Origin of the sequence: Flavobacterium ovatum (assembly GCF_040703125.1) — a bacterium.
GTDB classification, from domain to species: domain Bacteria; phylum Bacteroidota; class Bacteroidia; order Flavobacteriales; family Flavobacteriaceae; genus Flavobacterium; species Flavobacterium ovatum.
In genome coordinates this window covers 1,574,087-1,600,160 of the sequence record NZ_CP160035.1, presented here as the reverse complement: position 1 = coordinate 1,600,160, position 26,074 = coordinate 1,574,087, and the positions used below count along the sequence as shown (strand labels likewise).

Below are 26,074 nucleotides of genomic sequence, written 5' to 3'. Positions count from 1 at the left end.
TATGCTAAACATATCCGACAATAACAAACATGCCATGGCACATTTAGACCGCTACAAAACGGTAAAGGGTTTGGGAACAAGGCCACACTATAAAATCCTGAATAGAATAATTACGATTATTGCAATCATTGCTTTTTTTACCCTTTTCCTTCCCTGGACGCAAAATATTTCGGGAAAAGGAGCTGTAACAACACTTAAACCAAACCAAAGACCACAATCGATTCAAAGTGTAATTTCGGGTCGAATAGAAAAATGGTATGTGCAAGAGGGTGATTTTGTCAAAAAAGGAGACACTATCTTATTTATTTCTGAAATAAAAGAAGATTACATGGACCCCAATTTGGTCGAAAATACCAAAAATCAATTGGATGCCAAGAGTCATGCATTGGATTCTTATAGTTCTAAATATGGAGCATTAGCTAATCAAATTGTATCGATTCAAAGTGAAAAAAATCTAAAATTAGAACAAGCAGCAAACAAACTAAAACAAGCTCAATTTAAAATCAAAAGTGATTCGATTGATTTGGTTGCTGTAAAAACACAATTAAAAATTGCAAATACCCAATTCAACAGGGTGGTTCAATTGAATAATGAAGGTCTAAAAGCGTTGACTGATGTGGAAGAAAAACGCCTAAAACAACAAGAAGTTGAAGCCAAAATAATCACTCAGGAAAACAAATTATTGACTACCAAAAACGAATTTCTAAATGCCAAAGTAGAACTGAATCGAATTGTAGCCGAGTACAACGAAAAAGTAGCTAAAGCAGAAAGCGACCAGTTCACTGCTCGTAGCAATCAATATGATACGGAAGCGCAGGTAAACAAATTGAAAAATCAATATGCCAACTATAGCATTCGTAACGGAATGTATTACATCAAAGCGGCACAAAATGGCTACATCAACCGTGCTTTGCAAGCCGGAATTGGCGAAACTATTAAAGAAGGAACTCCTATAGCAACAATCATGCCTTCTGAATATGACGTAGCCGTAGAAACCTACGTAAACCCTTTAGACTTGCCTTTGATATCGAAAGATGCGAAAGTCCGAATCTGGTTTGACGGTTGGCCAACTATTGTGTTTTCGGGTTGGCCAGATATGTCTTATGGGACTTTTGGCGGAAAAATTGTAGCTGTGGAAAAATTTATTAGTGACAACGGAAAATTCAGAATCCTAATAGCTCCTGACTCCGAAGAAGCTCCTTGGCCAAAACAATTAAGTATGGGTTCTGGCGCACAAACCATTGCACTGCTAAATACCGTTCCCGTTTGGTTTGAAATCTGGAGAACCCTAAATGGTTTCCCTCCTGATTATTATGAAGTAAAAGAAAAATTGACTAAAACTAAAGAGAAAAAATAATGAAATATAACATTCTTTTTTTACTGCTTTTTGTTTGGAATCTTCAGTCTCAAAACCTGACAGATGAAGCGGCCTTAACTCAGAAAATGGAGTTTACATTTAATGAGTACTTGGGGTATGTAAAAAAGTTTCATCCATTGGTGAAAACTGCTAATCTAGAAATCAATAAAGCGCAAGCCAATTTGATGGCTGCAAGAGGGGCTTTCGACCCAAAAATTGAAGTAGATTTCGATAAAAAACAATTCAAAGGCAAAGAATATTATTCTATTTTGAATAGTAGTTTCAAAATCCCAACTTGGTACGGAATCGAAATCAAAGCGGGTTTTGACCAAAACGAAGGCTATTATTTGAATCCCGAAAACACAGTACCAAATCCTGGACTAACCTCCTTTGGAATTTCCGTGCCCATTGGTCAAGGATTATTCATCAACCAACGAATGGCCGATTTACGTAAGGCAAAAATGCAATTGCAATTGAGTCAAGCGGAACGGAAACTACAAGCGGTTGCTATTCTCTATGATGCTTCGGTAGCTTATTTTAATTGGAAAAAGAACCACGAAGAATTCCAAATGTACACGCAATACAATACCAATGCAACAATCAGATTCAAAGCAGTTCAATCTTTAATCAAACAAGGAGACAAAAGAGCAATTGACAGTATCGAGGCTGGAATCAGTTTGAAAAGTCGCCAATTGAGTTTGGAAAATTCTCGATTGAAATTACTGAAAGCGAAACTAGAACTTTCTAATTTCCTGTGGATGGACAATTCGATTCCGATGGAATTGACTGACTCGCTTTTTCCGGAGCTACAAATAGAGAACACGATTCAAGAAACATTGAAAACCAATGATTTATTGGCGCAAGATTTCACGATTGACAATCATCCAAAAATCAATGCATTGGAAACTAAAATTGATATGCTAGAAGTAGAACGCAAACTGAAAGCAAATTCCCTTTTGCCAAAAATAGACCTTTCCTACTCCTATTTATCAGAACCACAATACATTGATAATTACAAATTTGACAACTACAAAATAGGGGTTAATTTTTTGTATCCTATTTTTTTAAGAAAAGAAAGAGGTGGTATAAAATTAGCTGAGTATAAAATTCAAGAAACAACCAACAACCTAAATTTAGAACGATTACAGCTTTCGAATAAAATTAAAGCGCAGAAGGAAGTGATTAGTTCTTTAAACAAACAACACCTCATGGCAAAAGACTTGGTTGGCAACTATAAAACCATGTTACAGTCGGAAGAACGCTTATTTACTTTTGGCGAAAGCTCCCTGTTTTTAATCAATAGTAGGGAAAGTAGTTTGATAACGGCACAACTGACAGCAATAGCGTTGCGAAATGAGTTTTACATTTCAAATTCGGAGCTTTATAAAATTTTAGCAAATCCTGATTAAATCAATTAAAATTGTACTTTTGCCAACTCAAAATTTAGAACTATGATTATAGTAAAATCTCGTGAAGAAATAGAATTGATGCGCGAAAGTGCCCTTATTGTTTCTAAAACATTAGGAATGCTTGCCTCTGAAATAAAAGAAGGTGTAACTACTTTATACCTTGACAAATTAGCCGAAGAATTTATTCGTGACCTTGGCGCCGAACCAAGTTTTCTTGGGCTATACGGTTTCCCAAACTCTTTATGCATGAGCCCCAACGCTCAGGTAGTGCACGGAATCCCGAATAACACACCATTAGTAAGCGGAGATATCATCTCTGTAGATTGTGGTGCTTTCAAAAATGGATACCATGGTGACCACGCCTACACTTTTGAAATTGGCGAAGTCGCTCCCGAAACTAAAAAATTATTGCAAGTTACCAAAGAGTCTTTATACGTAGGAATCCGTGAATTCAAAGCAGGAAACCGTGTTGAAGATGTTGGAAATGCAATTCAGAAATATACTGAAGGTCATGGTTACGGCGTTGTTCGTGAACTTGTTGGTCATGGTTTAGGCCAAAAAATGCACGAAGACCCAGAAATGCCAAACTACGGAAAACGTGGTCGTGGTAAATTATTCGTAGAAGGAATGGTGATCGCACTAGAACCAATGATTAATCAAGGGACTAGAAACATCAAACAGCTTAAAGACGGTTGGACAATCCTTACTGCCGACGGAAAACCAAGTGCCCACTTTGAACACGATATCGCTCTAGTAGATGGAAAACCAGAATTACTATCTACGTTTGCTTATGTGTACCAAGCTTTAGGGATTGTGAGTAATGAGGAAGATGAGTTTAGAAAAGTGCCGTTAGTACTTTAGACACGAATTGCACGAATTAGCACAAATTTCATACGGTAAAAATTGCACGAAATAGAATTACTTTTATAGACACGAATTGCACGAATTAGCACAAATTCTATACGGTAAAAATTGCACAAAATAGAAAATCGTGATTGTCATTTAGACATGAATTGCACGGATTAGCACAAATCCTATACGGTGAAAATTGCACGAAATAGAAAATCGTGATTATCATTTAGACACGAATTGCACGGATTTACACGAATGGTTTGTGATAAAAATTTACTAATATCCTTTAACTATGGAAGCTATTTATTTAAAAGAAGAATCCTATAAAATAGTTGGAATTTGCATGGAAGTTCATCGGATTCTAGGTAAAGGTCATAGTGAAGTCGTTTACAAAGATGCTTTAGAATATGAATTTAAACTAAATTCTATTCCATTTGAAAGAGAAAAAGCATTTGAAATTAAATACAAAGAAATTATTTTACCCAGAAAATATATAGCTGATTTTGTTGTTTACGGTGAAATAATAGCGATATCTCAATTAACCAATAGTGACACTAGACAGACATTAAATTATTTAGCGTCATCCAATAACAAATTAGGCTTGTTAGTCAACTTTGGGGAAGACAGCCTAAAGTACAAACGAATTATATTATAAACTCAAATTAGTGAAAATCCTTTAGCCCAAACAATAGGTGCTAATTCGTGAAATTCGTGTCAAAATTTTTATCCAATGAAATCCGTGTTTAAACTTATACTCAACACCATCCCTCGCCCCCTACTTATTCGTTTAAGTTATTTGGCGCGTCCTATAATTGCTTTTACCTTAAAGGGAGACAAATTTACCGACCCGATTGATGGGAAAAGTTTCAAGTCGATGTTGCCTTATGGCTACGAAACGCAGCGAAACAATGTCCTTTCGCCAAGTACTTTATCTCTTGAAAGACACCGTTTGTTGTGGTTGTATTTGAATGAAGAGACAGACTTTTTTACGGCACCGCACAAAGTATTGCATTTTGCTCCAGAGCAGGCTTTTTATAAGCTGTTTCGAAAGCAAAAAAACTTAGATTACACCACGACTGATTTATTTTCGCCATTGGCAGATGTCAAAGCGGATATTTGTGATTTGCCTTTTGAGGACAATCAATATGATGTAATATTATGTAACCACGTTTTGGAACACATTCCGGACGACACAAAAGCGATGCACGAATTATATAGAGTATTAAAACCAGGCGGAATGGCTATTTTACAAATTCCGCAAGATTTGAAACGCGAAGTTACTTTTGCAGACGATACCATTACCGATCAGAAAGAACGTGCTAAAATATTTGGACAATACGATCACGTGCGTATCTATGGGCGTGACTATTTCGACAAATTACGTTCTATAGGTTTTACAGTCATTGAAGAAGATTACACCAATAAAATCGCACCAGAATTGGTAGAAAAATATTGTTTGGCCAAAGGCGAAGTGATTCCTGTTTGTTTTAAATAACTACAAAACTATAACTAGTTGAACATTCAAATTGAAAGTTTACCATTAAGGAATTAAGAAAATTAAGCACTGAACTAAATAAACTTAATTCCTTAATGCTTGAAAATAATTTCAATTCAATAATATCTTAAAAACTTTACGAAAAATTGTGACAACTGTAGCAAAACACCCTTTTTGTTTTGATTTGAGTTGGGATGCCAAAAGTAATTTTTACATCCCCTCCGCTTATGTAGTTTCTGAAGGGCTACCGATTGGCTATTTAGGCAAAAAAGCAAATTCCGAAGTTTTAAAAAGCTACGGAATCGAAATGACTACTTTACCAAAAGATGCACAAAAAACATTGGCTATTTGTGACCATTTACAAGCCGAAGCGCTTTCTAAAAAATTCAATTCAGGGAAAGCAAAAAAGAGTCTAGATGAACTTTTCAAAGATGTAAAAGTCGCCATTGGAATTCAGCTGTATCAAAACATACAACTAGCCGAATTTTTGAAATTGGTCAACACCAATAATTTCCCTATTTGCTTTTCTCTTAACAAAGACAAAGACTTTCAAAAAAGTAAAATATCCACTCAAAACACGCCTTTAGAAACCAAAATTCATTTTCTAAAAACGGAAGAAGGTATTGAATACAATTTACAATTACAGTCTAATGAATACCTATTTCATCCTTCAGACAAACAAGTTTCCATTCTTTTGAATGAACCTGCTTGGTTGGTTGTAGAAAACAATTTAGTCCAACTGAATCCGATTGATGCCCAGAAAATCAAACCGTTTTTGACTAAGAAAACCATCAATATTCCATCACGAATGGTCACTGATTATTTTCAAAAATTCATCAAAGACATCGTTAAGAAAGTGGATGTAACTGCTGAGGGCTTCGAAATCATTCAGCGCAATCAAGTACAAGCATGCCAATTGGAGACTGTGCATGATTTTTTCAAAAACTGCTATTATCTAAATCTAAAATTCGATTACAACGGCTATCTTTTTGATGGTTCGAAAACAAAAAACAGCCATTCGGAAATTGACTTAGAAAATCCCGAACAAATCAAAGTCATTCAATACAAACGGAATTTGGATGCCGAATTTATTTTAGAACAAAAACTAATAAACCTAGGCTTTGAGAAAACGGACAATGGTTTTTTCAAGCTTTCGCTAAAGTTAGAAAATAGTACTGCACATGATGCTGTACAGTGGGTTTTAGAAAATCAAGAACAATTGCACACCTTAGGTTTTCAGCTAGATAATTTCACTTTGGAAGGCAAAAAAATCCAAACTCAAAAACCTGCTATTCAGTTTTCAAATCAGATTCAGAATGATTGGTTTGATATTAAAATTACGATTCGTTGTGGAGCATTCGCTTTTAATTTCGCCGAAATCATTCCGAATTTAAAACAGCAAAATCAAGTATATATATTACCTGACGGCAGTTGTTTTTTGATTCCGAAAGAATGGCTGGTACAATATGCTCCTTTGGCCAAACTTGCCAAAGTAAGCAACGATAGCTTGCAATTGCCCAAAAGTAATTTCGCGATTCTAAATGCGATTCCAGAACTTCAATTAGAAACAAAACCAGAACCTCAAAAGGAATTTATAATTTCTCCTTTGGTAAAAGCCACTTTGCGACCGTACCAAAAACAAGGTGTAAAATGGTTGTTGGAGCATTATCAAAACGGCATGGGCGCGTGTTTGGCAGACGATATGGGATTGGGTAAAACTATCCAAACCTTGACTACTTTAGTAGCGGTACAAGAACAACTCGAAAACCAACAGCGCGAAGCCGAGCAATTGGATTTGTTTGGAAATATAATTCCACAAACCAAGGAGTATTTGAAGGTTTTGGTAGTTTTACCGTCTTCGTTAGTTTTTAACTGGTACAACGAAGCTCGGAAATTCACACCTCATTTGCGACGCATTCAATACATTGGTAACGACCGTAAATTGATTGCCAAAAAACTGGCGCGATACGATTTGGTTTTTACCAGTTATGCTATTGCTTCACGAGACATTGCGATATTAGAGAAGTATCAATTCAGCTTTTTAATCTTAGATGAAAGTCAATACATTAAAAATAAAAACTCCAAAATATTCAAGGCGATTAACCAAATTCAAGCGAGAAATCGAATTTCATTGAGTGGTACTCCTATCGAAAATTCGCTGGATGATTTGTGGTCGCAAATGGAATTTATCAATCCTGATATTTTGGGGAGTCATGCTTTTTTTGTTCAAAACTATAAAATTCCGATTGAGAAAAACCAAGACGAAACGGTTTTGACAGAACTCAAAACCTTGATTAGTCCCTTTATTTTGAGGCGAACAAAGGAGCAAGTACTAGATGATTTGCCAGAGTTGACCGAGCAGATTTACTACTGCGACATGGAAAAAGAACAAGAAAAACTGTACGAGGAAGAAAAATCCAAAGCACGTAATGCACTACTAAGAACGGACGGAACCAGAGCTGACAAAATCAATATCATCAATACGTTGATGCGTTTACGTCAATTGAGTAATCATCCTAAAATGATTGATGCCAAATCTGATTTGGACTCTGGAAAATACAATGCCGTAACCGATTATCTAACGACTTTGATTCAATCCAAGCAGAAAACAATAGTGTTTAGTTCTTTTGTCTCTAATTTGGATTTCTATAAAGATTGGTGCATCGAAAACAAGATTAAGTTTTGTGAACTCACAGGTGCAACCAAACAAAAGGACCGTGAAATCGCCGTAAATCGCTTTCAAGAACAAGAAGAGGTTTTGTTGTTTTTCATTTCGTTAAAAGCAGGTGGTGTTGGATTGAATATCACAAAAGCATCTTATGTATTGTTTTTAGACCCCTGGTGGAATCCTTTTGCTGAAAAACAAGGAATTGGACGCGCGCACCGAATTGGTCAGCTAAACAAAGTGAATGTCGTACGATTTATATCCAAAAACACGGTCGAAGAAAAAATCATTCGTTTGCAGGAAAGTAAAAAACTACTATCCGATTCACTATTGGATGACAATAGCATCAGTCCTGATATTGAGACAAATTTGAGTTATATTTTGGAGTAGGTTTTGTTTCTTAGTTTCTATCGGGATAGCTATCGGGAATAAGTCAAAATTTTCAGATTGGACGTGCAACTACTTGATATATTTATATTATTTTTTTTTGACCTAAAAAATGGAACGTTCTAGAACGTCAGTATATTCGAATTAAAACAAAAACAATCTAAAATATAATTCGTTATATTTACACTTTAGCCCTGAAACAACTAACATGTATTTGAAAATCACATCCATAATTATTTCTTTTTTGTCTCTGACCACTTCATTATTAGCACAAGTAGAAAAAGAAGTAATCCCTCCATTCAATATAAAAACAATTTCCTTTGTTCAAAACAATCAAAATGTGGTTCCCGTTTTCCAATTAGGTTCTGGGTTTCAATTGCAATTTGATGATTTGTATGGCAACAATGGTGATTATTTTTTCGAAATAGTTCATTGTGATTACAATTGGATTCCCTCAGAAATCCCTAAGAACGAGTACCTTTCTGGTTTTGACAATCAACGTATTCAGACTATTGCGACTTCATTTAACACCTTGCAGATTTACTCTCACTTTACCTTACCAATTCCTAATCAATACACAACACAATTAAAATTGAGTGGAAATTATATTTTAAAAATATTGAATGAAAGCAAAGAAATTGTTTTTAGCAGACGTTTTATTCTTTATGAAGATTTAGCTACAGTTCCTATTCAAGTTAAAAGAGCAAGAACAATTAACAACCTGAATTTTAAACACAATTTGGATTTTTCTATCAACTCCAACACGATAACCTTTCAAAATCCTATTAAAAACGTAAAAATAGCCTTGTTCCAAAATGGCATTTTTAATAATGCTATCAAAAATATTGTTCCACAATATACAATAGGTAATAATTTGGTTTACAAATATGATAGAGAAACTCAATTTTGGGCAGGAAATGAGTTCATGTATTTTGAGAACAAAAACATTCGATTTCCAGCTAACTACATAGCAAAAGTAGATTCTAGTACGGATATTTACGGTAGCTATCTATACACGAATAATGCTAGGGCTAATTCACCTTATTTATTTTACCAAGATGTCAATGGAAATTTTGTTATTTTGAATGCCAATGCTGAAAACAACGAACTCGAAACAGATTATTCTTGGATTTATTTTAGTCTATCGGCCCCTAGTTTCAGGCTCAAAAAAGATATTTATGTAGTCGGTATGTTCAACAATTACGCCTTAAGCCCTGAAAATAAAATGGATTATAATCCTGAAAAAGGAATTTATGAAAAAGCCTTATTAATAAAACAAGGATTCACTAATTACAAGTACATTATTGCAGATAGTAAGAGTGAAATCGATAATGAAAATGCTATTGACGGAAATTTTCATCAAACTGAAAACGAATACACTATCCTTGTATATTATAAAAACAACACAGGAAGATACGACAGAATCATCGGAAAAGGAAATGCCAATTCCACAAATGTTGTCAATTAAAAAAACACTAGGCAAAAAGATCAAAACAAATCCTTTTTTTGTATTTTTGTTTCATAATCAAATCATTATTTACTAGTTTATCATGGTTTCTCAAATAACAAGAGGCATAAAAATTTCAGTTTTGACTAGTTTTGAAGGTACTTACTTCAAAAACTACAAGATTCATTTTGCCTTTAGTTACGAGATTACCATTGAAAACCACAGTAAAGATTCTGTTCAACTTAGCTCACGACATTGGGAAATATTTGATTCTTTAAATGAATTAGAAATTGTTGACGGAGAAGGTGTAATTGGCAAAAAACCAGTATTAAAACCTGGAGAACTACACATATATACCTCCGGGTGTTTACTCGCTTCGCCTTATGGAGCTATGCAAGGTCACTTTAATATGATTAATTTTAGTAATGCAAAAACCTTCAAGGTTTTCATACCTACGTTTAAACTTTGCGCTCCATTTGCCTTGAATTAAAAACGCTTCCTTAACGAAGAAAAAACCTTTATTTTACCTGAAAAGTCTGGCCTTTTCAGATTAATCTACGTATTTTTGTGATTAAAGCATCTGATTTACAAGTTATACCATTTATAAACATATAATAGTCTACTGTTTGTTTTTGTCACATCGAGGAATAATTTTTATTCTAAAAAAAGCAATATAAAATGACGTTATTTGAATGTTAGCACTTCTAATTCCCCTCTTGAGAGGGGCTAGGGGTGTGTTTTTTTTTAAGTATCTGTAAATCAGGTATTTAAACTAAAACGTCATAGGTAGTGCAGTCGAGATGCTGTTGTGATTCTCGACTGCGCTCGAACTGATAATAAGACTTATTTATAATCATAATTGGTATTATACAAATCTTTTATTTTCTACATCAAAACTTATCTTAAGTGGAACAAATAGACATTAAAAAAACACATTACTATGTTAAAAGGATTTTTCAAAACACCAAAAGCAATTAATGAACCTGTAAAGAACTATTCTCCAAATTCCCCTGAAAAGAAAGCAGTTTTAGAAGTCTATTCCAAAATGTGGAATTCAAAAATTGATGTCCCTTTATACATTGGAAGTGAAGAAATCAGGACAGGAAACACACGAAACATAACAGCCCCTCACGATCACCAACATTGTGTAGGAACTTACCATCTTGCCAAAAAATTACATATAGAAAAAGCCATTGCAAACGCCCTTGAATCTAGACAAGCTTGGGCAAATATGGCTTGGGAACAACGCGCAGCCATTTTCCTAAAAGCAGCTGAATTAATCGCAGGTCCCTACAGAGCTAGAATCAATGCGGCAACCATGATTGGGCAATCCAAAAATATTCATCAAGCAGAAATTGATGCTTCTTGTGAGTTGATTGATTTTTTACGTTTTAACGTAGAATTCATGACACAAATTTACGCCGATCAACCTAATTCTGATTCCTCAACTTGGAATCGCTTAGAATACCGTCCGCTTGAAGGATTTATATATGCGATCACCCCTTTTAACTTTACAGCTATTGCGGCCAATCTTCCTGCTAGTGCTGCTATGATGGGAAATGTTGTGATCTGGAAACCAAGTGACAGCCAAGTATTTTCAGCAAAAATCATTATCGAGGTATTCAAAGAAGCAGGAGTTCCTGATGGCGTTATCAATGTTGTTTTTGGAGATGCTTTAATGATTACAGATACTATTTTAGCAAGTCGTGATTTTGCAGGATTACACTTTACAGGATCCACTCATGTATTCAAAGACATTTGGGCTAAAATTGGAACTAACATCCACCATTATAAAACATACCCTAGAATCGTAGGGGAAACTGGAGGGAAAGATTTTATTATCGCTCACTCAAGTGCTACCCCTAAACAAGTTTCTACGGGAATTGTACGTGGTGCTTTCGAATTTCAAGGTCAAAAATGTTCAGCCGCGTCAAGAGCTTACGTACCACAAAGTATGTGGCCAGCTGTAAAAGAGCAAATTATCACTGATGTAAAATCAATGAAAATGGGATCACCTGAAGACTTTGGCAATTTTATTACCGCCGTAATTCACGAAGGTTCATTTGATAAATTGGCTCGTTTTATTGACCAAGCTAAAAAAGATACTGACGCTGAAATTATCGTTGGTGGAAACTACGATAAATCAGTAGGATACTTTATTGAGCCTACAGTCATCGTTACAACAAATCCTCATTACACTACAATGGAAACCGAATTGTTTGGACCAGTAATGACTATTTTTGTTTATGAGGATGCAAAATGGGAAGAAACACTTGAATTAGTAGATTCTACATCTGAATATGCACTAACTGGAGCTGTTTTCAGTCAAGATCGTTATGCCATTGAGGTTGCAACAGTAAAATTACAAAATGCCGCTGGTAACTTCTACATCAATGACAAATGTACAGGAGCAGTAGTAGGGCAACAACCATTTGGAGGCGCAAGAGCTTCAGGAACTAATGACAAAGCAGGTTCTCCATTAAACTTATTGCGTTGGGTTTCACCAAGAACTATTAAAGAAATTTTCGTTACTCCAGAAAGTTATAAATATCCTTTTTTAGGAGAATAAGAACCCTACAAAAAAGACAAACCCCACAAGATTCAAAAATCTTATGGGGGTTTGTCTTTTTGTTTTGAAATAGTAATCACATTCCATACTTTACAATACAATAAATAGCTCTAAAACCATCTTTCCAACTTACTTTCTTTCCTTCCTCAAAAGTTCTTCCGTAATAACTGATTCCTACTTCATAGATTCGAATCCCTTTAATTTTTGAAATCTTAGCGGTAACTTCTGGCTCAAACCCGAATTTGTTTTCTTTTAACTCAAGGGACTGGATAATTTCCCTTTTAAACATTTTATAACAGGCTTCCATATCTGTCAAATTCAAATTGGTAAACATATTACTCAAAAAAGTCAAAAACTTATTTCCAATACTATGCCAAAAGAATAAAACCCTATGCGGATTCCCACCCATAAATCGGCTTCCATAAACCACATCGGCAACACCGTCTAAAATAGGTTTTAAAAGAATATTATACTCGTTAGGATCATATTCTAAATCAGCGTCTTGAATAATCACAACATCACCTGTAACTCTTTTGATACCGGTCTGTAGAGCGGCTCCTTTACCTCTATTCAGCTTATGACTTTCTATTGAAATATCCATACCAGTGTTATTCAACTGATACTCCTTCAAAGCTACTAATGATTTATCCGATGAACAATCGTCAACAATAATTAATTCTTTGACCATATTAGACAACAAATCAACACCCTTTATTTTATCTAAAATAAGATGAATCGTTTTCTCTTCGTTATAAACTGGAATAACAATCGATAATTTTTGAATCATAATGATGCAACCTAATAATCAAACATATTAAACCACAAACTTCAACGGTACATGCACCACTTTTTTAGTTTCGAAAAATTCATCCGCAAAAAAGTCTGCTAAATTATATTCTGTCGCTCTCGGGAAAGCAGCTAACTCTTCCGTCAAATCGCCCCCTTTTAAGTAAAGGATTCCGTTTTTCAATTGGTGTTTGTGTTGTTTTTTAATTTTGGTTTTTACCCATGAAACAAAATCAGGCATATTGGTCACGGCACGGCTTACGATAAAATCGAAATCGCCTTTCACATTTTCTGCTCGCATTTGCTCTGCTTTCACATTTTTCAATCCCAAAACTTCCGCAACTCCTTGCACTACTTTTATTTTTTTTGCAATGATATCAATCAAATAAAAACGAGTTTCAGGATACAAAATAGCTAATGGAATTCCAGGGAATCCACCACCAGTTCCTACGTCCAAAACATAAGTTCCTGGTTCAAATTTCATAATCTTGGCAATTCCTAATGAATGTAATACGTGCTTAGTGTATAGGGAATCAATATCTTTTCTTGAAATCACATTGATTTTTTCGTTCCAGTCATGGTATAAAAAATCCAATTTTTCGAATTGTTCTTTCTGAATATCCGTCAAATCAGGAAAATACTTCAAAATCTCGTCCATTATCTAATTTTTTAACAAAAGTACTATTTTTAAATCTTAAATATTAACCGAATTTATCAAATAGAGAATTTTAATAATTACCTTTGCAAACTATTACAACTTAAACTATTTTATGATTTCGAACGCGCCAACTTTTCCAAGACATGATGCTTTAAAATTTTTTAAAATTTTAAACTCGCGTGTGAACGAATATTTTAGAGATAACAATATCAAAAAAACAGGGAACTGGAAATTGTATATCAAAACAGCAATTATGTTTTCTTTACTATTCATCCCTTATTTTGTTATTTTATTATTACCTACAATGCCTTTTGGAATTCATCTTCTATTGAGCTTTGTCATGGGAGTTGGAATGGCAGGCGTTGGAATGAACGTCATGCACGATGGAAATCACGGTTCTTATTCTTCCAAGCCTTGGCTAAACAAAATCATGGGAGGTAGTATTTATATCTTAGCTGGAAACGTTTATAACTGGCAAGTACAACACAATGTATTGCACCATACCTACACCAATATTCCTGGACACGATGAAGATCTTGAAGCAGGAAGAATCATTCGTTTTACTAAACATGCTACATGGTACAGTTTTCATAGATTCCAACAATATTATGCTTTGTTTGCTTACGGGTTATTAACCATCAACTGGTGTTTAACGACCGATTTCAAACAAATGGGCGGTTACTTAAAAAGAAAATTGTCCTACGGTGGGCCCGCTAATCCTAAAAAATTATGGACAGGATTGGTGATTTCTAAAATCGTTTATTTCTCTTTTTGGTTAGTAATTCCAATTCTATTAATCAGTTGGTGGAAAGTCTTGATTGGCTTTTTTATCATGCATTATACTGCAGGATTGATTTTGAGTATGGTTTTCCAATTAGCACATGTTGTGGAAGAAACAGAAAATCCATCTCCAAATGAATTGAACGAAATGGACAACACTTGGGCAATACATCAATTGTACACCACTACTAATTTTGCGCCAAAAAACTGGTTGGTAAACTACTATACTGGAGGATTAAACCACCAAATTGAACATCATTTATACCCGCACATTAGTCACGTTCATTACGGAAAAATCGCCCAATTTGTAAAACAAACCGCAAGCGAATGCAACCTTCCGTATTTTGAGTACAAAACCATGTTGAGTGCCTTAATAGCTCACGTCAAACATTTGAAAGACTTAGGAGTGCAACCCGAAATTACGCAATAACAAAACAAAAATAAATCATTAACAGCTTCAATTTTCTACGGAAATTAAAGCCTTTTAAATCAACTTTAATGAACCATATTCTTTCAGACAGAATTAACAATTTGGCTACTTCGCAAACATTAGCAATGGCAGCATTAGCTCGCGAATTAAAAGCACAAGGAAAAGACATTATCAGTTTAAGTTTAGGAGAACCTGACTTTAATACACCAGACTTCATCAAAGAAGCAGCAAAAAGAGCTGTAGATGAAAACTATAGCACATACTCTCCAGTTGATGGATACGGTGAGTTGAAAGACGCTATTTGCAGAAAATTCAAAAGAGATAATGACTTGGATTACAAACCAGCCAATATCGTAGTTTCTACAGGAGCAAAACAATCACTATACAACATTGCACAAGTAATGTTAAACGATGGTGACGAAGTGATCTTGCCAGCACCTTACTGGGTTTCGTACTTCGAAATCGTAAAATTATCAGGTGGTGTACCAGTTGCAGTTCCTACTTCTATCGACACCGATTTCAAAATCACAGCAGCACAACTAGAAGCAGCCATCACACCAAAAACAAAAATGATGTGGTTCTCATCTCCTTGTAACCCATCAGGATCTGTTTACAGCCGTGAAGAATTGACTGCTTTAGCAGCAGTTTTGGCAAAACACCCAAACATCTACGTAGTAGCTGACGAAATATACGAACACATCAACTTCTCTGGAACTTTTTGCAGTATTGCATCAATCCCAGGAATGTTTGATAAAACCATCACCGTAAATGGAGTTGCCAAAGCATTTGCAATGACAGGTTACCGTATTGGTTACATTGGTGGACCAGAATTCATTGCAAAAGCCTGTACCAAAATTCAAGGTCAAGTTACCTCTGGACCTAACTCTCCTGCACAACGCGCTACGATTACCGCTGTAGATGCAGACCCATCTGTATTGAAACACATGGTGGACGCTTTCCATAGCCGTAGAGATTTAGTTGTTGGATTGTTACAAGAAATTCCAGGAATCAAAATCAACGTTCCAGAAGGTGCTTTCTACGTATTCCCAGACGTTTCATCTTTCTTTGGAAAAACATTGAGAGGAACTGAAATCAAAGACGCCATGGATTTATCGATGTACCTTTTAGCCGAAGCAAACGTAGCAACTGTAACAGGTGACGCTTTTGGTAACCCAGACTGCATCCGTTTCTCTTACGCAACAAGTGATGACATTTTGAAAGAAGCTTTAAAAAGAATCAAAGACGCTCTAGCAGCTTAATTCCTTTTTCAATTATAAATTACAATGCCTCAGGATTTAGTTCTTGAGGCATTTTTTTTGGGCGTGCCAGCAGTATCAAAAGGGGCTTACTATTGTTTGCGGTCATAAAGCCCCTTCCGCTACTGCTGTCGGGCTTTCGGCTACATCTCTTCGTTTCACGACGAGGATACCACCTCTATCCCTCACGCACAAATGCGGATAAATTCAAGTCTATGGTAACCCTAAAGTTTTGCGGATTCAGAAAAAACTCATAAACTTGCACATATATACTAGTTGTAGGCAATGTTACTGATTAGTAGTAAATATCATATGTTTTTAAACTGAAAAATTATTTACTAAACCTAATTAAGAAAAATTGAAATGATGAATTTGTTAGAAATTGACGACAGAGCAGGAAGTTTAAATTTAATAATAATAGGACTTGAAAATTCAATTCAAACAATAGTCAAAAAAAATAAAGAAAATGATTGGTACGATGGAATTTGGATGAGAGAAGATAGCGAACCAATTTATGGATTGGCTTTTATTGCTTTTCAAAATTATATAAATGGAAGCATAAATGATTTATTTGACAAACCTGATAATAAAGCACAATATTATAAAGCGGACAAAAAACATAAAGATTTTGAGAGAACTCAAATTGAATTAATAATTGGACTTGCTAATTATTATAAGCATAAAGATTCAAAATTTCATAATGGAACAGTTGAAATTTTGAAATCATTTAATTTAGACCATAATAGTGAAAACGTAATAGATAATTCTCCAATTTTTGAAGGATTAGAAATTCTTAATAATGAATGGAACTTATTTGAAATCAAAAAAATAGTTACAGATTACAGAAAAAATCTTTTGAATATAAAAATGTAAAAAACACCGCTGCTCGAAGTCTCCTGACTTCGAACACATTACTATTGACCGTCAAGCTTTGCAAAATCAAATTTCTCACACATAGTAAATGATACCCTGTACGTGATTACTTCGTTCCTCGAATGACCCAGATTGTGACTGTTTGTTGGCTAAATGTGCGTGAGATTCTTTCAGAATAACATGATTGTCTTGATTTTATGCTTGCATAAAACAACTTATATGAGCTTCTATTTAGTAAAACATTTAAGCAGACTTTCAAGATAAAAAACTTGTATGACTTATATGGTAAAAAAAAATCAATTTGCATTACAGACATACCATCAAAAAAGCCCGACTTATTCAACAACAGGCTCAAAATCAATTTCTATAAAATCCTCTACCTTTTTCAACCAATAATTCTGTACAAACAAAACATGATCAGGATGCGTATTGTAGTTTTCATAAACTGTTGAGTTATCAAAAACCATTAACAAACCAAACTCAAAATCATTCTTAGGACTTTTTTCTTTGACTACTTCAAAATTTTGTATCCCAGGAATTAAAGATAACTGATTGCAAGCTTTAAAAAATTCTTGTTTTTCAATTTCACTTATACCTACTTTAAACTTAAAAAAAACGGTATGGCGAATCATATTTTATTTTTATAAATGAGTTAATTATTTACTTTCATATATTCCTCCACGAAAATCTGATTCAATTTCTTTCGCTATAAACTCACAAGTTAAAAAAAGATTTTCGAAAAGATGTCCATCTACAGTAATCTTTTTACGGCTACATTCAAGAATTAGCGTACCCACTACTCGAACCGTTAATAAAAAACCTAAACATTTTTTGATCGCATTATTAATTCATACTACTTCTTAACCCTACTACTGAGTCCCTCCTAACTCCTACTCAACCGAAATTCCTTTGGAGTCATTCTCGTATTTTTCTTAAAAAAGCGGACGAAATAAGAATAGTCATCATAGCCCAATTTGGTGGCTACTTCGTTAATCAATAGTTTTTTATCTATTAACATGCGTTTGGCTTCTAGAATAATTCGATCGCTGACGAGTTCGGTGGTGGTTTTATTTACGGTTTCGTTGCAAATACGATTCAGGTGTTTGAGCGTGATGTGAAGCGCTTCGGCATAAAAAGCTGCTGATTTTTCAGTACTGAAATTCTTTTCTAAAAGTTGACTAAATTGCTTTAGTTTGGAATTATAAGAATGAATTTCGGGCGCAACGGTTTCCTGATATTTTCTCGCCAAATCAATGTGAATGACGTCTAACAAATTAATAATTTTGTCTTTCTTAAAAAGTTCATTTGATTCACTTTCTTTCAAAATCATTTCAAAATAAGGGGACAAACCTTCCACTTCTTGTTTTGACAGCACAATCTCGGGTTTAGTGGCATTGGAAAAGTAAAAAGGAAAAATGTCAAGGTCTTTTTCGCCAAAGTAGAGATTGTACATTTCTGGCGAGTAAAACACGACATAGCCATCAATATCTTCAGACAAACTCCAATGGTGCATTTGCCCAGGCTGGAGCATAAACACACTTCCGGGACGAACATCAAAAGTATCAAAATCGATTTCATGTGTCCCTGAACCTTTGGTGAAAAATGCCAAAAGATAGAAATTATGACGGTGCGGTTCTTCGACAAAAGGATGGGTAACCAAATGATTTTGAAAAGTATTTACATAAAAATCCGACTGAACCGAATTGCAATTGAAACGCTGAATTGAATAAATGGGATATTTTTTCATACTCGAAATGTCTTTATTGTGCTATAACTAGCGAAGATAACAAATAGCTGATTTGAATACATGAAATACCTTTGTTAAAAATTAGAAATGATGGCAAATACTTTTTTAAACATATTGAGCAACAACTGTCCGCATTGCCATGAAGGCAAAGTTTTTGACGAAAAATCTCCTTTCTTGAGCATCGGTTTTCCGAAAATGCATAAAAATTGTCCAAAGTGTAATTATAAATATGAAAAAGAACCGGGTTACTTTTTCGGTGCTATGTACATGAACTACGGTATAACAGTGGCGCAATCTATTGCGACTTATGTTATTGCGCAACAGTTTTTTACCGAACGTTTTGACTTGAGGATTATTCCTATCATTGCCGTAGTGATTATTGGACTGTCATCGTTTAATATTCGGTTGTCGCGAATGTTGTGGATTTATATGTTTAAGAATTATTCGGTATAATTTGATTAACACCAAAAACTAGTACAATATAGTCCAATCTAATTTTTGTCACGTCAAGCGCTGTCGAGATGCAATTGCGGCTCTCGACTTCGCTGGAACTGACAATTGAACTATTTTATAAAAATTATTGGTATAACCCACCGTTAATCACTATTTTATTAAGGTGAATTAGGATAAAAACTAAAATTTAACTGTAAACCTTATGAAATAGAAATATGGAAAAAAGATGCTGAATTAGAAATCGAGGAAGAGTAATCAATAAACATAAACTGCAAAAACTGCTTCTTTTATAGGAGGGCACTGAAAAAGTCCTTTAAAAGTAAAAAACGATAAAAACTAAAAAAGAGCATAAACAGTAGTGTTTATGCTCTTTTTCATTATTGTAAACCCCTGTGATGTCAGAAAATCAAATTTGTGTAAAAAAAAAGAAATCTAATAAAATAAACCCCTTATTTAATCGATATTTTAATGATTTTTTGAAAAGAGGGACTTTTTCAGTGCCCTCCTTTTATAGAGGCCCTTTTTTTTTGTTACTAGTTCAATTCAATCATTAGAGAAATCATATAAGATACGGTTTAAATTGTATAAGATGATAAATAGACAACTGTGCCATCTTTGTAATATAACTTTATACGAATATGTAATCATGGAAAATACAGATAACAAAACTCTAGCTACAATTGACATTTTAGAAACCCTAATTATCATTCTTGATGACGGAAAACTGGGATATACTAATGCAGCTGAACATGTTGAAGACACTCTAACTAAATTAGATTTTTTAGGTTACGCTAGAGATCGATCACTTCTTATTGTTGAGTTACAGGATGAAATAAACAAATTAGGTCAATCAACGGATACTGAAGGAGGTCCAATGGGAGCGTTACACCGAAAATGGATTGACATCAAATCACTTTTTACAGGTGGCGATAGAGAAGCAATAATTAACACTTGCATAACTGGTGAAAAGGTTGCCGTTGAAGAATACGAACTAGCGATGAAAGAGGAATCCCTGAGCCCTATGTTACGTAATCTTATTTTGCAACAATTGATCAGCATTAAAAACACATTAGCTAAAATTGAACTGACAAAAAGCATTTCAGTGTAATTTTTTAAACCTAAAAAAAGTATCATAAAAAACCAAGACAACAACGAGAAAAACAAAGAAAAGACAAATCATGAACAAGTAAAAACGGGCGAAGGTATTTCTACTGGAGACTCTAATTCTTCCTCAACAATACCTACCAAAAACACAATTCCAGTAGATTTGATAGACGATTTAAAAAAGGATAAAATTGATTTTTTAACAGAAGGAGTAACCAACTTGGGATACGAGGAAAAAACTCCTCGCAAAAAAGAACTGGAACAAACAGAACATTTCGACCAAAAAGACGAGTCTTAATATTGATTAACACTTAATTTTTCACCTAAAAACTCCAGTAAAACTTTGAAAAATATTTGTATTTTTGAATAAATGAAGACTATCCTCGAAAACATAGCCAAACAAATCACATTGACTCCCGAAGAGGAAGTTCTTTTTTTATCCCGAACTGAAGTACAGCATTTCAAAGCTAAAACCATTATTCACAATAGCGGAACGGTTTGCAAAAACTCCTATTTTGTCAATTCAGGGATTTTACGCAGTTTTAATATCAATGACAATATAGTAGAGCATATTATGAGTTTTGCCTGTGCCGGTTGGTGGATTAGTGATATGTATAGTTTGCTTTCGCAAAAACCTGGTAATTTATTTATCGAAGTACTAGAAGATGCTGAATTAGTGGTTTTATCCAAAGAAAATCAAGAAATCCTTTATCGAGAAATTCCTAAACTCGAACGCCTTTTTAGAATTTTAATCGAAAATTCCTTAGTAGCCAATCAAGAACGCTTGATGGACAACCTCAGCCTATCCGCCGAAGAGCGTTTTGAGAAATTTCAAAAAAAATATGCTGACTTACAACACAAAATTCCACAAAAGCAGATTGCATCGTATATTGGAGTAACACCTGAGTTTTTCAGCAAAATGAAAAGTCGTTTATTGAGAAAATAGTGTTCAGTGTACAGTGTACAGTCGGGGTTTTCAGTTGTGGTTGCACATAATTTGAACATTCAGCTCTTATTGAAGCCATTAGAAAAGACTTAAAACAATACACAAAGACTCCTCATTTAGACCGTCATTGAAAACAGAAAACTGAGACTGAAACTACTTTCTTAATCTAGGTTAAGTGCCAAGCCTTTTCTCCTGTCGTAAATTTGTATTATAAAAATCACTAAATTTATACTATCATGGCAACTACAGTTTTACACACAGCAGATACAAGGGGAAACGCTAACCACGGATGGCTAAATGCATTTCACAGCTTTAGTTTTGGAAATTATTACAACGCTGACAGAAATCAATTTGGAGTAGTCCGCGTTTTGAATGACGATACGATTGCGGCAGGAATGGGTTTTGGGACGCATCCGCACAACAATATGGAAATCATTACGATTCCATTTGAAGGAGATTTAGCACATAAAGACAGCATGGGAACTAGTTCTACTATCAAAAGTGGAGACATTCAAGTAATGAGCGCAGGTTCTGGAATTCAACATTCAGAGTTCAATCCTAATGCTGACCAACAAACGAAGTTGTTCCAAATTTGGTTGTTCCCAAACAAAAAAGATGTGACACCACGTTACCAACAAATTACGCTAGACAAAGCCGCACAGAAAAACAACTTTGCTCAAATTCTATCTCCATCTGCAGATGACGAAGGAGTTTGGATTCATCAAGACGCTTGGTTTTATATGGCAGATTTTGATGCCGAATACAGCAAAACTTATTCTATTAGAAAATCAGAAAATGGAGTATATCTCATGGTGATTTCAGGAATAATTACTGTGGACGGACAAGAATTAAAAACCAAAGACGCTATCGGAATTACCGATTTTGAAGATATAGAAATTAAGGCACAAACAGATGCGAAATTTTTAATTATGGATATTCCAATGCAATTGTAAACTATAGTCATGAATCCAACAATAACCAGAACTGAAGATGACAAGAAAGGTGTTTTTTAAATTAATATAGACGAGGAAATAGCAGGAAAAATGACTTTTGTTTATGCAGGAACTGGGAAATTCATCATAGACCACACTGAAATCAATCTATCGTATAATGGTAAAGGTTTAGGAAAGAAGCTTGTTGAACATGCCGTTTCATTTGCCCTAAAAAAAGGCTATACAATTGTACCTTTATGCCCCTTTGCTAAAAAGGTTTTTGACAAAACACCTGAGTATAGGCACGTTTTACAATCGAGTTAAAAAAGAACTGCATTAATAAAATTGAATCATGGAAAATTTATTGGAAAAAGATCTTTTAGGACATATTGGCACTCAAAAATATTTATGCACCATTACTTGGCGCAATGGTAAATTCAATATGGATGAGCCAACAACTAATAACGGAAAGGATTTAGGTCCTGACCCTTTTACAGCTCTTTTGGCATCCTTGACGACTTGTACTTTAGCAACCTTACGAATGTATATTGATCGAAAAGGGTGGGATATTCCCGAAATAAATATTGCAATGAATGCTACACAAGAATCAGATGGCGAATTTGAGACTATAATCTCCCGAAACATCACTTTCTCAACTAACATTCCCACTGAGCAAAAAGAACGATTACTGATTATTGCTGATAAATGCCCTATTTCTAAAATTTTAAAAGGAAAAGTAACCATTAACACCCTATTGTAATCATGGACCCAAAAGACATCAAAAAAGAATATACTAACGGGGAAGTAACCGTAGTATGGCAATCTGGAAAATGCATTCATTCTGGAAATTGTGTTCGCAATAATCCAGAGGTTTTTCAACCTAAAGAGCAACCGTGGATTAAGATTGACGGTTCCTCAACAGATAAAATTATTAACACAGTTAATAAATGCCCATCAGGAGCTTTATCGTTTTATATGAATAAAAAACAATAACATGGAACATCTTGGTTGTAATCTATTTTTCAGATAGACAAGCAATCATTTGAATTAATTAAAAGCATTGTTCCCTACAGTGCTTTTGGGGATATTATTAAACCCCCAACTCTTACTGCCTAGCCCTGAAGGATCCGAAGTCTCGGAAGGCCTTCTTTACTTACTTACTTCAAGCAAGTAAAGATAGAATGGACAGCAGGACAACTCGTCATTAAAACCTTAAATGTTGGTGCTCCTAAAAAAAATACTATTTTTGCAGATAAATAACCTTTCAGCATTATTGAGATGCTGAAATAAATTCAGCATAAATGAAAGCATACGTTTTTCCAGGTCAAGGAGCACAATTCACAGGAATGGGCAAAGAATTATATGAAAATTCAGAATTAGCAAAGTCACTTTTCGAAAAAGCTAACGAAATATTAGGTTTCCGCATCACAGATATTATGTTTGAAGGTACGGCTGAAGAGTTAAAAGAAACTAAAGTTACCCAACCAGCGGTTTTCTTGCACTCGGTAATCTTGGCTAAAACCTTGGAAGATTTCAAACCAGAAATGGTAGCGGGACACTCTTTGGGAGAGTTCTCTGCTTTGGTGGCGAATGGTGCTTTGTCTTTTGAAGATGGATTAAAATTAGTTTCTCAACGTGCTTTGGCAATGCAAAAAGCTTGCGAAATCAAACCTTCAACTATGGCGGCTGTTTTAGGATTAGCAGACCATATTGTAGAGGAAGTTTGTGCTTCTATAGACGGTGTTGTAGTTGCTGCTAATTACAATTGCCCTGGTCAATTAGTCATCTCAGGAGAATTCAAAGCGGTCGAATTGGCTTGCGAAAAAATGAAAGAAGCAGGCGCAAAACGTGCGTTGTTATTGCCTGTAGGTGGAGCATTCCACTCCCCTATGATGGAACCCGCTCGTGAAGAACTAGCCGCAGCGATTGAAGCGACTACTTTTGCAACACCAACTTGTCCTGTATATCAAAATGTTACGGCTTCGGCGGTTTCTGACGCAAATGAAATAAAAAAGAATTTAATCATCCAGTTGACTGCTCCTGTAAAATGGACGCAATCTGTACAACAAATGATTGCTGACGGCGCTACTTTATTTACTGAAGTTGGCCCTGGAAAAGTTTTGGCTGGTTTAATTGGAAAAATCAATAAAGAAGCGGCTACGGCGAACGCATAATTTAGTATTCAATCGCAGTTATTGGCTTACCTTAAAGTCCCCACAAGATTAGTACTTGGAGGGGACTTTTTTATTATTATCCAATAATAATCAACCTATTTTAATCCAATCTGATTTTTCATTTTCTAAAAAGAAACTATATCTGATTTCTCCAACTGGTTATCCTTCTTGAACGATTTTATAACCTTATGAAAAAAGAGCCCTCCTACTTTTATTGTACACGGTGATGCTACCCCCTACTGTATCTTATCTATAAATTGGTGGGTTTATATAAAAAACTTCAATAAATGGGTTTGAAATTAGAATTTATAACAGTGCAAGGTAGACTGCACGGAAATTTTAAAAAGATAAAAAACACCGAAATCAACCATGCTATTACTCCGTTTTTAGCTAAAATTAAACTTTTTGATTGATTTAAAACTATAAATAATTCATTGCAATTATTCTAAACAAAAAAACTCGAGAACAACTAGGCTGCTTTCGAGTTTTTTTTATTTAAAAATCTATTATTATTTCAAAAATTCCAAAATACTATCGGTTATAAATTGAATTTGCTCGTCTTCTAATTCGGTATGCATTGGTAATGAAAGCACCTCAGTTACTAATTGATTCGTAACCGGGAAATCTTCTTCTTTGTATCGAACATCTATGTAAGCCTTTTGAGAGTGTAATGGAATTGGATAATAAATAGCACATGGAATTCCTTTATCCAATAAATGTTGCATCAAACCATTTCTATCAGCATTGATGATACGCAAAGTATATTGATGAAACACATGATCATTCTCATCATTATCGAAAGAAGGTGTCACGATGTTTACATGCCCTGCCAAAGCTGCATTATACCTAGCCGCCGCATCACGACGAGACGTATTATAGTCATTTAGAAAAGGTAATTTAGCATTAAGAACACCCGCTTGTATACTATCTAAACGAGAATTTACACCAACTACATCGTGATGGTAACGCTCGTACATTCCGTGATTAACGATTCCACGAATAGTATGTGCTAAATCATCATCATTGGTAAATATAGCTCCACCATCTCCATAACAACCTAAGTTTTTAGAAGGAAAGAAGGAAGTTGCTCCTACGTGACCTATTGTTCCAACTTTAGATTGCTTTCCTGCTTTGGTGGTAAAATCAGCACCGATAGCTTGCGCATTGTCTTCGATTACAAAAAGATTATGCTCATTGGCTAATGCCATAACACCTTCCATATTGGCAGCACGCCCAAACAAATGCACAGGAACAATTGCTTTCGTTTTAGGGGTAATAGCCGCTTTTATTCTTTCTAAAGAAATATTCATGTCATGTAAATCTACATCTACTAAAACAGGAGTTAGTTGCAGCAAAGCAATTACCTCAACAGTAGCTGCAAATGTAAAATCGGCAGTAATTACCTCATCACCAGGACTCAAGCCTAGCCCCATCATTGCAATTTGCAAAGCATCGGTACCATTTGCACAAGGAATTACGTGTTTGACTCCTAAATAATCCTCCAAACCTTTTTGAAATTGGTGCACTTGTGGACCATTGATATAGGCATTGGTATTCAAAACTTCTTGAATAGAAGCATTTACTGTAACGGCAATTTTATCGTATTGACTTTTAAGGTCAACCATTTGAATTTTCTTCATGTACACATTATTTATAATTAGAAAGACAACGATTTGTACAAATACTTCCTCTCATATCTTTCCTAAAAGGAAAACAAAAATAGGTATTATTGATTTCAAACCAATGAATTTAAC

The 26,074-nt window shown here is 34.7% G+C and carries 26 protein-coding genes; 21 read left to right on the top strand and 5 right to left on the bottom strand.

Going from position 1 to position 26,074, the window contains the following annotated elements; translation table 11 throughout:
• Window position 1: 1 nt before the first annotated feature.
• The 9 genes from ABZP37_RS06855 to pruA all read left to right on the top strand — a co-directional run bounded on the left by ABZP37_RS06855 (window position 2) and on the right by pruA (window position 12,181).
• Window positions 2-1,357 (top strand): biotin/lipoyl-binding protein, encoded by a 1,356-nt coding sequence (locus ABZP37_RS06855; protein WP_366186752.1) that lies wholly within the window; start codon window positions 2-4, stop codon window positions 1,355-1,357.
• Window positions 1,357-2,766: a TolC family protein gene (locus ABZP37_RS06850; protein ID WP_366186750.1), complete on the top strand. Its 1,410-nt coding sequence runs from the start codon at window positions 1,357-1,359 to the stop codon at window positions 2,764-2,766. Before ABZP37_RS06855 ends, ABZP37_RS06850 begins: the two co-directional genes overlap by 1 nt.
• A gap of 42 nt (window positions 2,767-2,808) precedes the next feature.
• Window positions 2,809-3,627 carry a type I methionyl aminopeptidase gene (gene map, locus ABZP37_RS06845; protein WP_366186748.1) on the top strand — a complete coding sequence of 273 codons (819 nt, stop codon included), beginning with the start codon at window positions 2,809-2,811 and terminating at the stop codon, window positions 3,625-3,627.
• Window positions 3,628-3,910: 283 nt separating this feature from the next.
• Window positions 3,911-4,273, top strand: coding sequence for a GxxExxY protein (locus ABZP37_RS06840; RefSeq protein ID WP_366186746.1), 363 nt, complete (start codon window positions 3,911-3,913; stop codon window positions 4,271-4,273).
• A 75-nt stretch (window positions 4,274-4,348) separates the two neighbouring features.
• Window positions 4,349-5,113 (top strand): methyltransferase domain-containing protein, encoded by a 765-nt coding sequence (locus ABZP37_RS06835; protein ID WP_366186745.1) that lies wholly within the window; start codon window positions 4,349-4,351, stop codon window positions 5,111-5,113.
• 148 nt (window positions 5,114-5,261) lie between these two features.
• Complete coding sequence (locus ABZP37_RS06830; protein ID WP_366186743.1) at window positions 5,262-8,168, top strand: SNF2-related protein; 2,907 nt, start codon at window positions 5,262-5,264, stop codon at window positions 8,166-8,168.
• Between the two features lie 205 nt (window positions 8,169-8,373).
• Window positions 8,374-9,633 (top strand): DUF5103 domain-containing protein, encoded by a 1,260-nt coding sequence (locus ABZP37_RS06825; RefSeq protein WP_366186741.1) that lies wholly within the window; start codon window positions 8,374-8,376, stop codon window positions 9,631-9,633.
• A gap of 82 nt (window positions 9,634-9,715) precedes the next feature.
• Window positions 9,716-10,102 (top strand): Co2+/Mg2+ efflux protein ApaG, encoded by a 387-nt coding sequence (gene apaG / locus ABZP37_RS06820; RefSeq protein WP_366186739.1) that lies wholly within the window; start codon window positions 9,716-9,718, stop codon window positions 10,100-10,102.
• 450 nt (window positions 10,103-10,552) lie between these two features.
• Window positions 10,553-12,181, top strand: a complete 1,629-nt coding sequence (gene pruA / locus ABZP37_RS06815; RefSeq protein ID WP_366186737.1) for an L-glutamate gamma-semialdehyde dehydrogenase — start codon at window positions 10,553-10,555, stop codon at window positions 12,179-12,181.
• Between the two features lie 76 nt (window positions 12,182-12,257).
• Here pruA and ABZP37_RS06810 read toward each other — a convergent pair whose 3' ends face one another.
• Both ABZP37_RS06810 and rsmG read right to left on the bottom strand, forming a co-directional pair.
• The gene (locus tag ABZP37_RS06810) at window positions 12,258-12,968 is read right to left on the bottom strand and encodes a glycosyltransferase family 2 protein (RefSeq protein ID WP_366186735.1); all 711 of its coding nucleotides are present in this window, start codon (window positions 12,966-12,968) and stop codon (window positions 12,258-12,260) included.
• A 27-nt stretch (window positions 12,969-12,995) separates the two neighbouring features.
• A complete protein-coding gene (gene rsmG / locus ABZP37_RS06805; protein ID WP_366186733.1) occupies window positions 12,996-13,625 on the bottom strand; it encodes a 16S rRNA (guanine(527)-N(7))-methyltransferase RsmG in 630 nt (209 codons plus the stop codon).
• A gap of 112 nt (window positions 13,626-13,737) precedes the next feature.
• Between rsmG and ABZP37_RS06800 the strand changes: the two genes are divergently transcribed.
• From ABZP37_RS06800 to ABZP37_RS06790, 3 genes are all read left to right on the top strand, one after another.
• A complete protein-coding gene (locus ABZP37_RS06800) occupies window positions 13,738-14,835 on the top strand; it encodes an acyl-CoA desaturase (protein ID WP_366186731.1) in 1,098 nt (365 codons plus the stop codon).
• A 68-nt stretch (window positions 14,836-14,903) separates the two neighbouring features.
• Window positions 14,904-16,094 carry a pyridoxal phosphate-dependent aminotransferase gene (locus tag ABZP37_RS06795; RefSeq protein ID WP_366186729.1) on the top strand — a complete coding sequence of 397 codons (1,191 nt, stop codon included), beginning with the start codon at window positions 14,904-14,906 and terminating at the stop codon, window positions 16,092-16,094.
• Between the two features lie 360 nt (window positions 16,095-16,454).
• Window positions 16,455-16,964, top strand: a complete 510-nt coding sequence (locus ABZP37_RS06790) for a hypothetical protein (protein ID WP_366186727.1) — start codon at window positions 16,455-16,457, stop codon at window positions 16,962-16,964.
• A gap of 335 nt (window positions 16,965-17,299) precedes the next feature.
• On the opposite strand, the gene ABZP37_RS06785 is transcribed toward ABZP37_RS06790, so the two are convergent.
• Window positions 17,300-17,596, bottom strand: coding sequence for a Dabb family protein (locus tag ABZP37_RS06785; RefSeq protein ID WP_366186725.1), 297 nt, complete (start codon window positions 17,594-17,596; stop codon window positions 17,300-17,302).
• Window positions 17,597-17,847: 251 nt separating this feature from the next.
• Complete coding sequence (locus ABZP37_RS06780; RefSeq protein ID WP_366186723.1) at window positions 17,848-18,711, bottom strand: helix-turn-helix transcriptional regulator; 864 nt, start codon at window positions 18,709-18,711, stop codon at window positions 17,848-17,850.
• 87 nt (window positions 18,712-18,798) lie between these two features.
• Between ABZP37_RS06780 and ABZP37_RS06775 the strand changes: the two genes are divergently transcribed.
• From ABZP37_RS06775 to fabD, 9 genes are all read left to right on the top strand, one after another.
• Window positions 18,799-19,164, top strand: a complete 366-nt coding sequence (locus ABZP37_RS06775; RefSeq protein WP_366186721.1) for a DUF983 domain-containing protein — start codon at window positions 18,799-18,801, stop codon at window positions 19,162-19,164.
• Window positions 19,165-19,810: 646 nt separating this feature from the next.
• Window positions 19,811-20,272, top strand: a complete 462-nt coding sequence (locus tag ABZP37_RS06770) for a PA2169 family four-helix-bundle protein (protein ID WP_366186719.1) — start codon at window positions 19,811-19,813, stop codon at window positions 20,270-20,272.
• A gap of 159 nt (window positions 20,273-20,431) precedes the next feature.
• Entirely contained in the window at window positions 20,432-20,566 is a 135-nt protein-coding gene (locus ABZP37_RS06765; RefSeq protein WP_366186717.1) for a hypothetical protein, read from the top strand.
• Window positions 20,567-20,638: 72 nt separating this feature from the next.
• Window positions 20,639-21,214 (top strand): Crp/Fnr family transcriptional regulator, encoded by a 576-nt coding sequence (locus ABZP37_RS06760; RefSeq protein ID WP_366186715.1) that lies wholly within the window; start codon window positions 20,639-20,641, stop codon window positions 21,212-21,214.
• A gap of 236 nt (window positions 21,215-21,450) precedes the next feature.
• A complete protein-coding gene (locus tag ABZP37_RS06755; RefSeq protein WP_366186714.1) occupies window positions 21,451-22,167 on the top strand; it encodes a pirin family protein in 717 nt (238 codons plus the stop codon).
• A gap of 60 nt (window positions 22,168-22,227) precedes the next feature.
• Window positions 22,228-22,470 (top strand): GNAT family N-acetyltransferase, encoded by a 243-nt coding sequence (locus ABZP37_RS06750; RefSeq protein WP_366187488.1) that lies wholly within the window; start codon window positions 22,228-22,230, stop codon window positions 22,468-22,470.
• A 28-nt stretch (window positions 22,471-22,498) separates the two neighbouring features.
• Window positions 22,499-22,906, top strand: coding sequence for an OsmC family protein (locus tag ABZP37_RS06745; RefSeq protein ID WP_366186712.1), 408 nt, complete (start codon window positions 22,499-22,501; stop codon window positions 22,904-22,906).
• A gap of 2 nt (window positions 22,907-22,908) precedes the next feature.
• Window positions 22,909-23,139: a (4Fe-4S)-binding protein gene (locus ABZP37_RS06740; protein ID WP_366186710.1), complete on the top strand. Its 231-nt coding sequence runs from the start codon at window positions 22,909-22,911 to the stop codon at window positions 23,137-23,139.
• A gap of 308 nt (window positions 23,140-23,447) precedes the next feature.
• A complete protein-coding gene (gene fabD / locus ABZP37_RS06735) occupies window positions 23,448-24,320 on the top strand; it encodes an ACP S-malonyltransferase (RefSeq protein WP_366186709.1) in 873 nt (290 codons plus the stop codon).
• 509 nt (window positions 24,321-24,829) lie between these two features.
• Here fabD and ABZP37_RS06730 read toward each other — a convergent pair.
• A complete protein-coding gene (locus ABZP37_RS06730; protein ID WP_366186708.1) occupies window positions 24,830-25,960 on the bottom strand; it encodes a DegT/DnrJ/EryC1/StrS family aminotransferase in 1,131 nt (376 codons plus the stop codon).
• Between the last annotated feature and the right edge of the window lie 114 nt (window positions 25,961-26,074).

Excerpts from the sequence above, each read along its gene's own strand:
- ABZP37_RS06795 (WP_366186729.1), top strand. The coding sequence starts at position 14,904 with ATGAACCATATTCTTTCAGACAGAATTAACAATTTGGCTACTTCGCAA.
- ABZP37_RS06770 (WP_366186719.1), top strand. The coding sequence starts at position 19,811 with ATGGAAAATACAGATAACAAAACTCTAGCTACAATTGACATTTTAGAA.
- ABZP37_RS06745 (WP_366186712.1), top strand. The coding sequence starts at position 22,499 with ATGGAAAATTTATTGGAAAAAGATCTTTTAGGACATATTGGCACTCAA.
- fabD (WP_366186709.1), top strand. The coding sequence starts at position 23,448 with ATGAAAGCATACGTTTTTCCAGGTCAAGGAGCACAATTCACAGGAATG.
- ABZP37_RS06835 (WP_366186745.1), top strand. The coding sequence starts at position 4,349 with ATGAAATCCGTGTTTAAACTTATACTCAACACCATCCCTCGCCCCCTA.
- rsmG (WP_366186733.1), bottom strand. The coding sequence starts at position 13,625 with ATGGACGAGATTTTGAAGTATTTTCCTGATTTGACGGATATTCAGAAA.
- ABZP37_RS06730 (WP_366186708.1), bottom strand. The coding sequence starts at position 25,960 with ATGAAGAAAATTCAAATGGTTGACCTTAAAAGTCAATACGATAAAATT.
- ABZP37_RS06775 (WP_366186721.1), top strand. The coding sequence starts at position 18,799 with ATGATGGCAAATACTTTTTTAAACATATTGAGCAACAACTGTCCGCAT.
- ABZP37_RS06780 (WP_366186723.1), bottom strand. The coding sequence starts at position 18,711 with ATGAAAAAATATCCCATTTATTCAATTCAGCGTTTCAATTGCAATTCG.
- map (WP_366186748.1), top strand. The coding sequence starts at position 2,809 with ATGATTATAGTAAAATCTCGTGAAGAAATAGAATTGATGCGCGAAAGT.
- apaG (WP_366186739.1), top strand. The coding sequence starts at position 9,716 with ATGGTTTCTCAAATAACAAGAGGCATAAAAATTTCAGTTTTGACTAGT.
- ABZP37_RS06760 (WP_366186715.1), top strand. The coding sequence starts at position 20,639 with ATGAAGACTATCCTCGAAAACATAGCCAAACAAATCACATTGACTCCC.
- ABZP37_RS06755 (WP_366186714.1), top strand. The coding sequence starts at position 21,451 with ATGGCAACTACAGTTTTACACACAGCAGATACAAGGGGAAACGCTAAC.
- ABZP37_RS06790 (WP_366186727.1), top strand. The coding sequence starts at position 16,455 with ATGATGAATTTGTTAGAAATTGACGACAGAGCAGGAAGTTTAAATTTA.
- ABZP37_RS06740 (WP_366186710.1), top strand. The coding sequence starts at position 22,909 with ATGGACCCAAAAGACATCAAAAAAGAATATACTAACGGGGAAGTAACC.
- ABZP37_RS06800 (WP_366186731.1), top strand. The coding sequence starts at position 13,738 with ATGATTTCGAACGCGCCAACTTTTCCAAGACATGATGCTTTAAAATTT.
- pruA (WP_366186737.1), top strand. The coding sequence starts at position 10,553 with ATGTTAAAAGGATTTTTCAAAACACCAAAAGCAATTAATGAACCTGTA.
- ABZP37_RS06810 (WP_366186735.1), bottom strand. The coding sequence starts at position 12,968 with ATGATTCAAAAATTATCGATTGTTATTCCAGTTTATAACGAAGAGAAA.
- ABZP37_RS06825 (WP_366186741.1), top strand. The coding sequence starts at position 8,374 with ATGTATTTGAAAATCACATCCATAATTATTTCTTTTTTGTCTCTGACC.
- ABZP37_RS06855 (WP_366186752.1), top strand. The coding sequence starts at position 2 with ATGCTAAACATATCCGACAATAACAAACATGCCATGGCACATTTAGAC.
- ABZP37_RS06850 (WP_366186750.1), top strand. The coding sequence starts at position 1,357 with ATGAAATATAACATTCTTTTTTTACTGCTTTTTGTTTGGAATCTTCAG.
- ABZP37_RS06840 (WP_366186746.1), top strand. The coding sequence starts at position 3,911 with ATGGAAGCTATTTATTTAAAAGAAGAATCCTATAAAATAGTTGGAATT.
- ABZP37_RS06785 (WP_366186725.1), bottom strand. The coding sequence starts at position 17,596 with ATGATTCGCCATACCGTTTTTTTTAAGTTTAAAGTAGGTATAAGTGAA.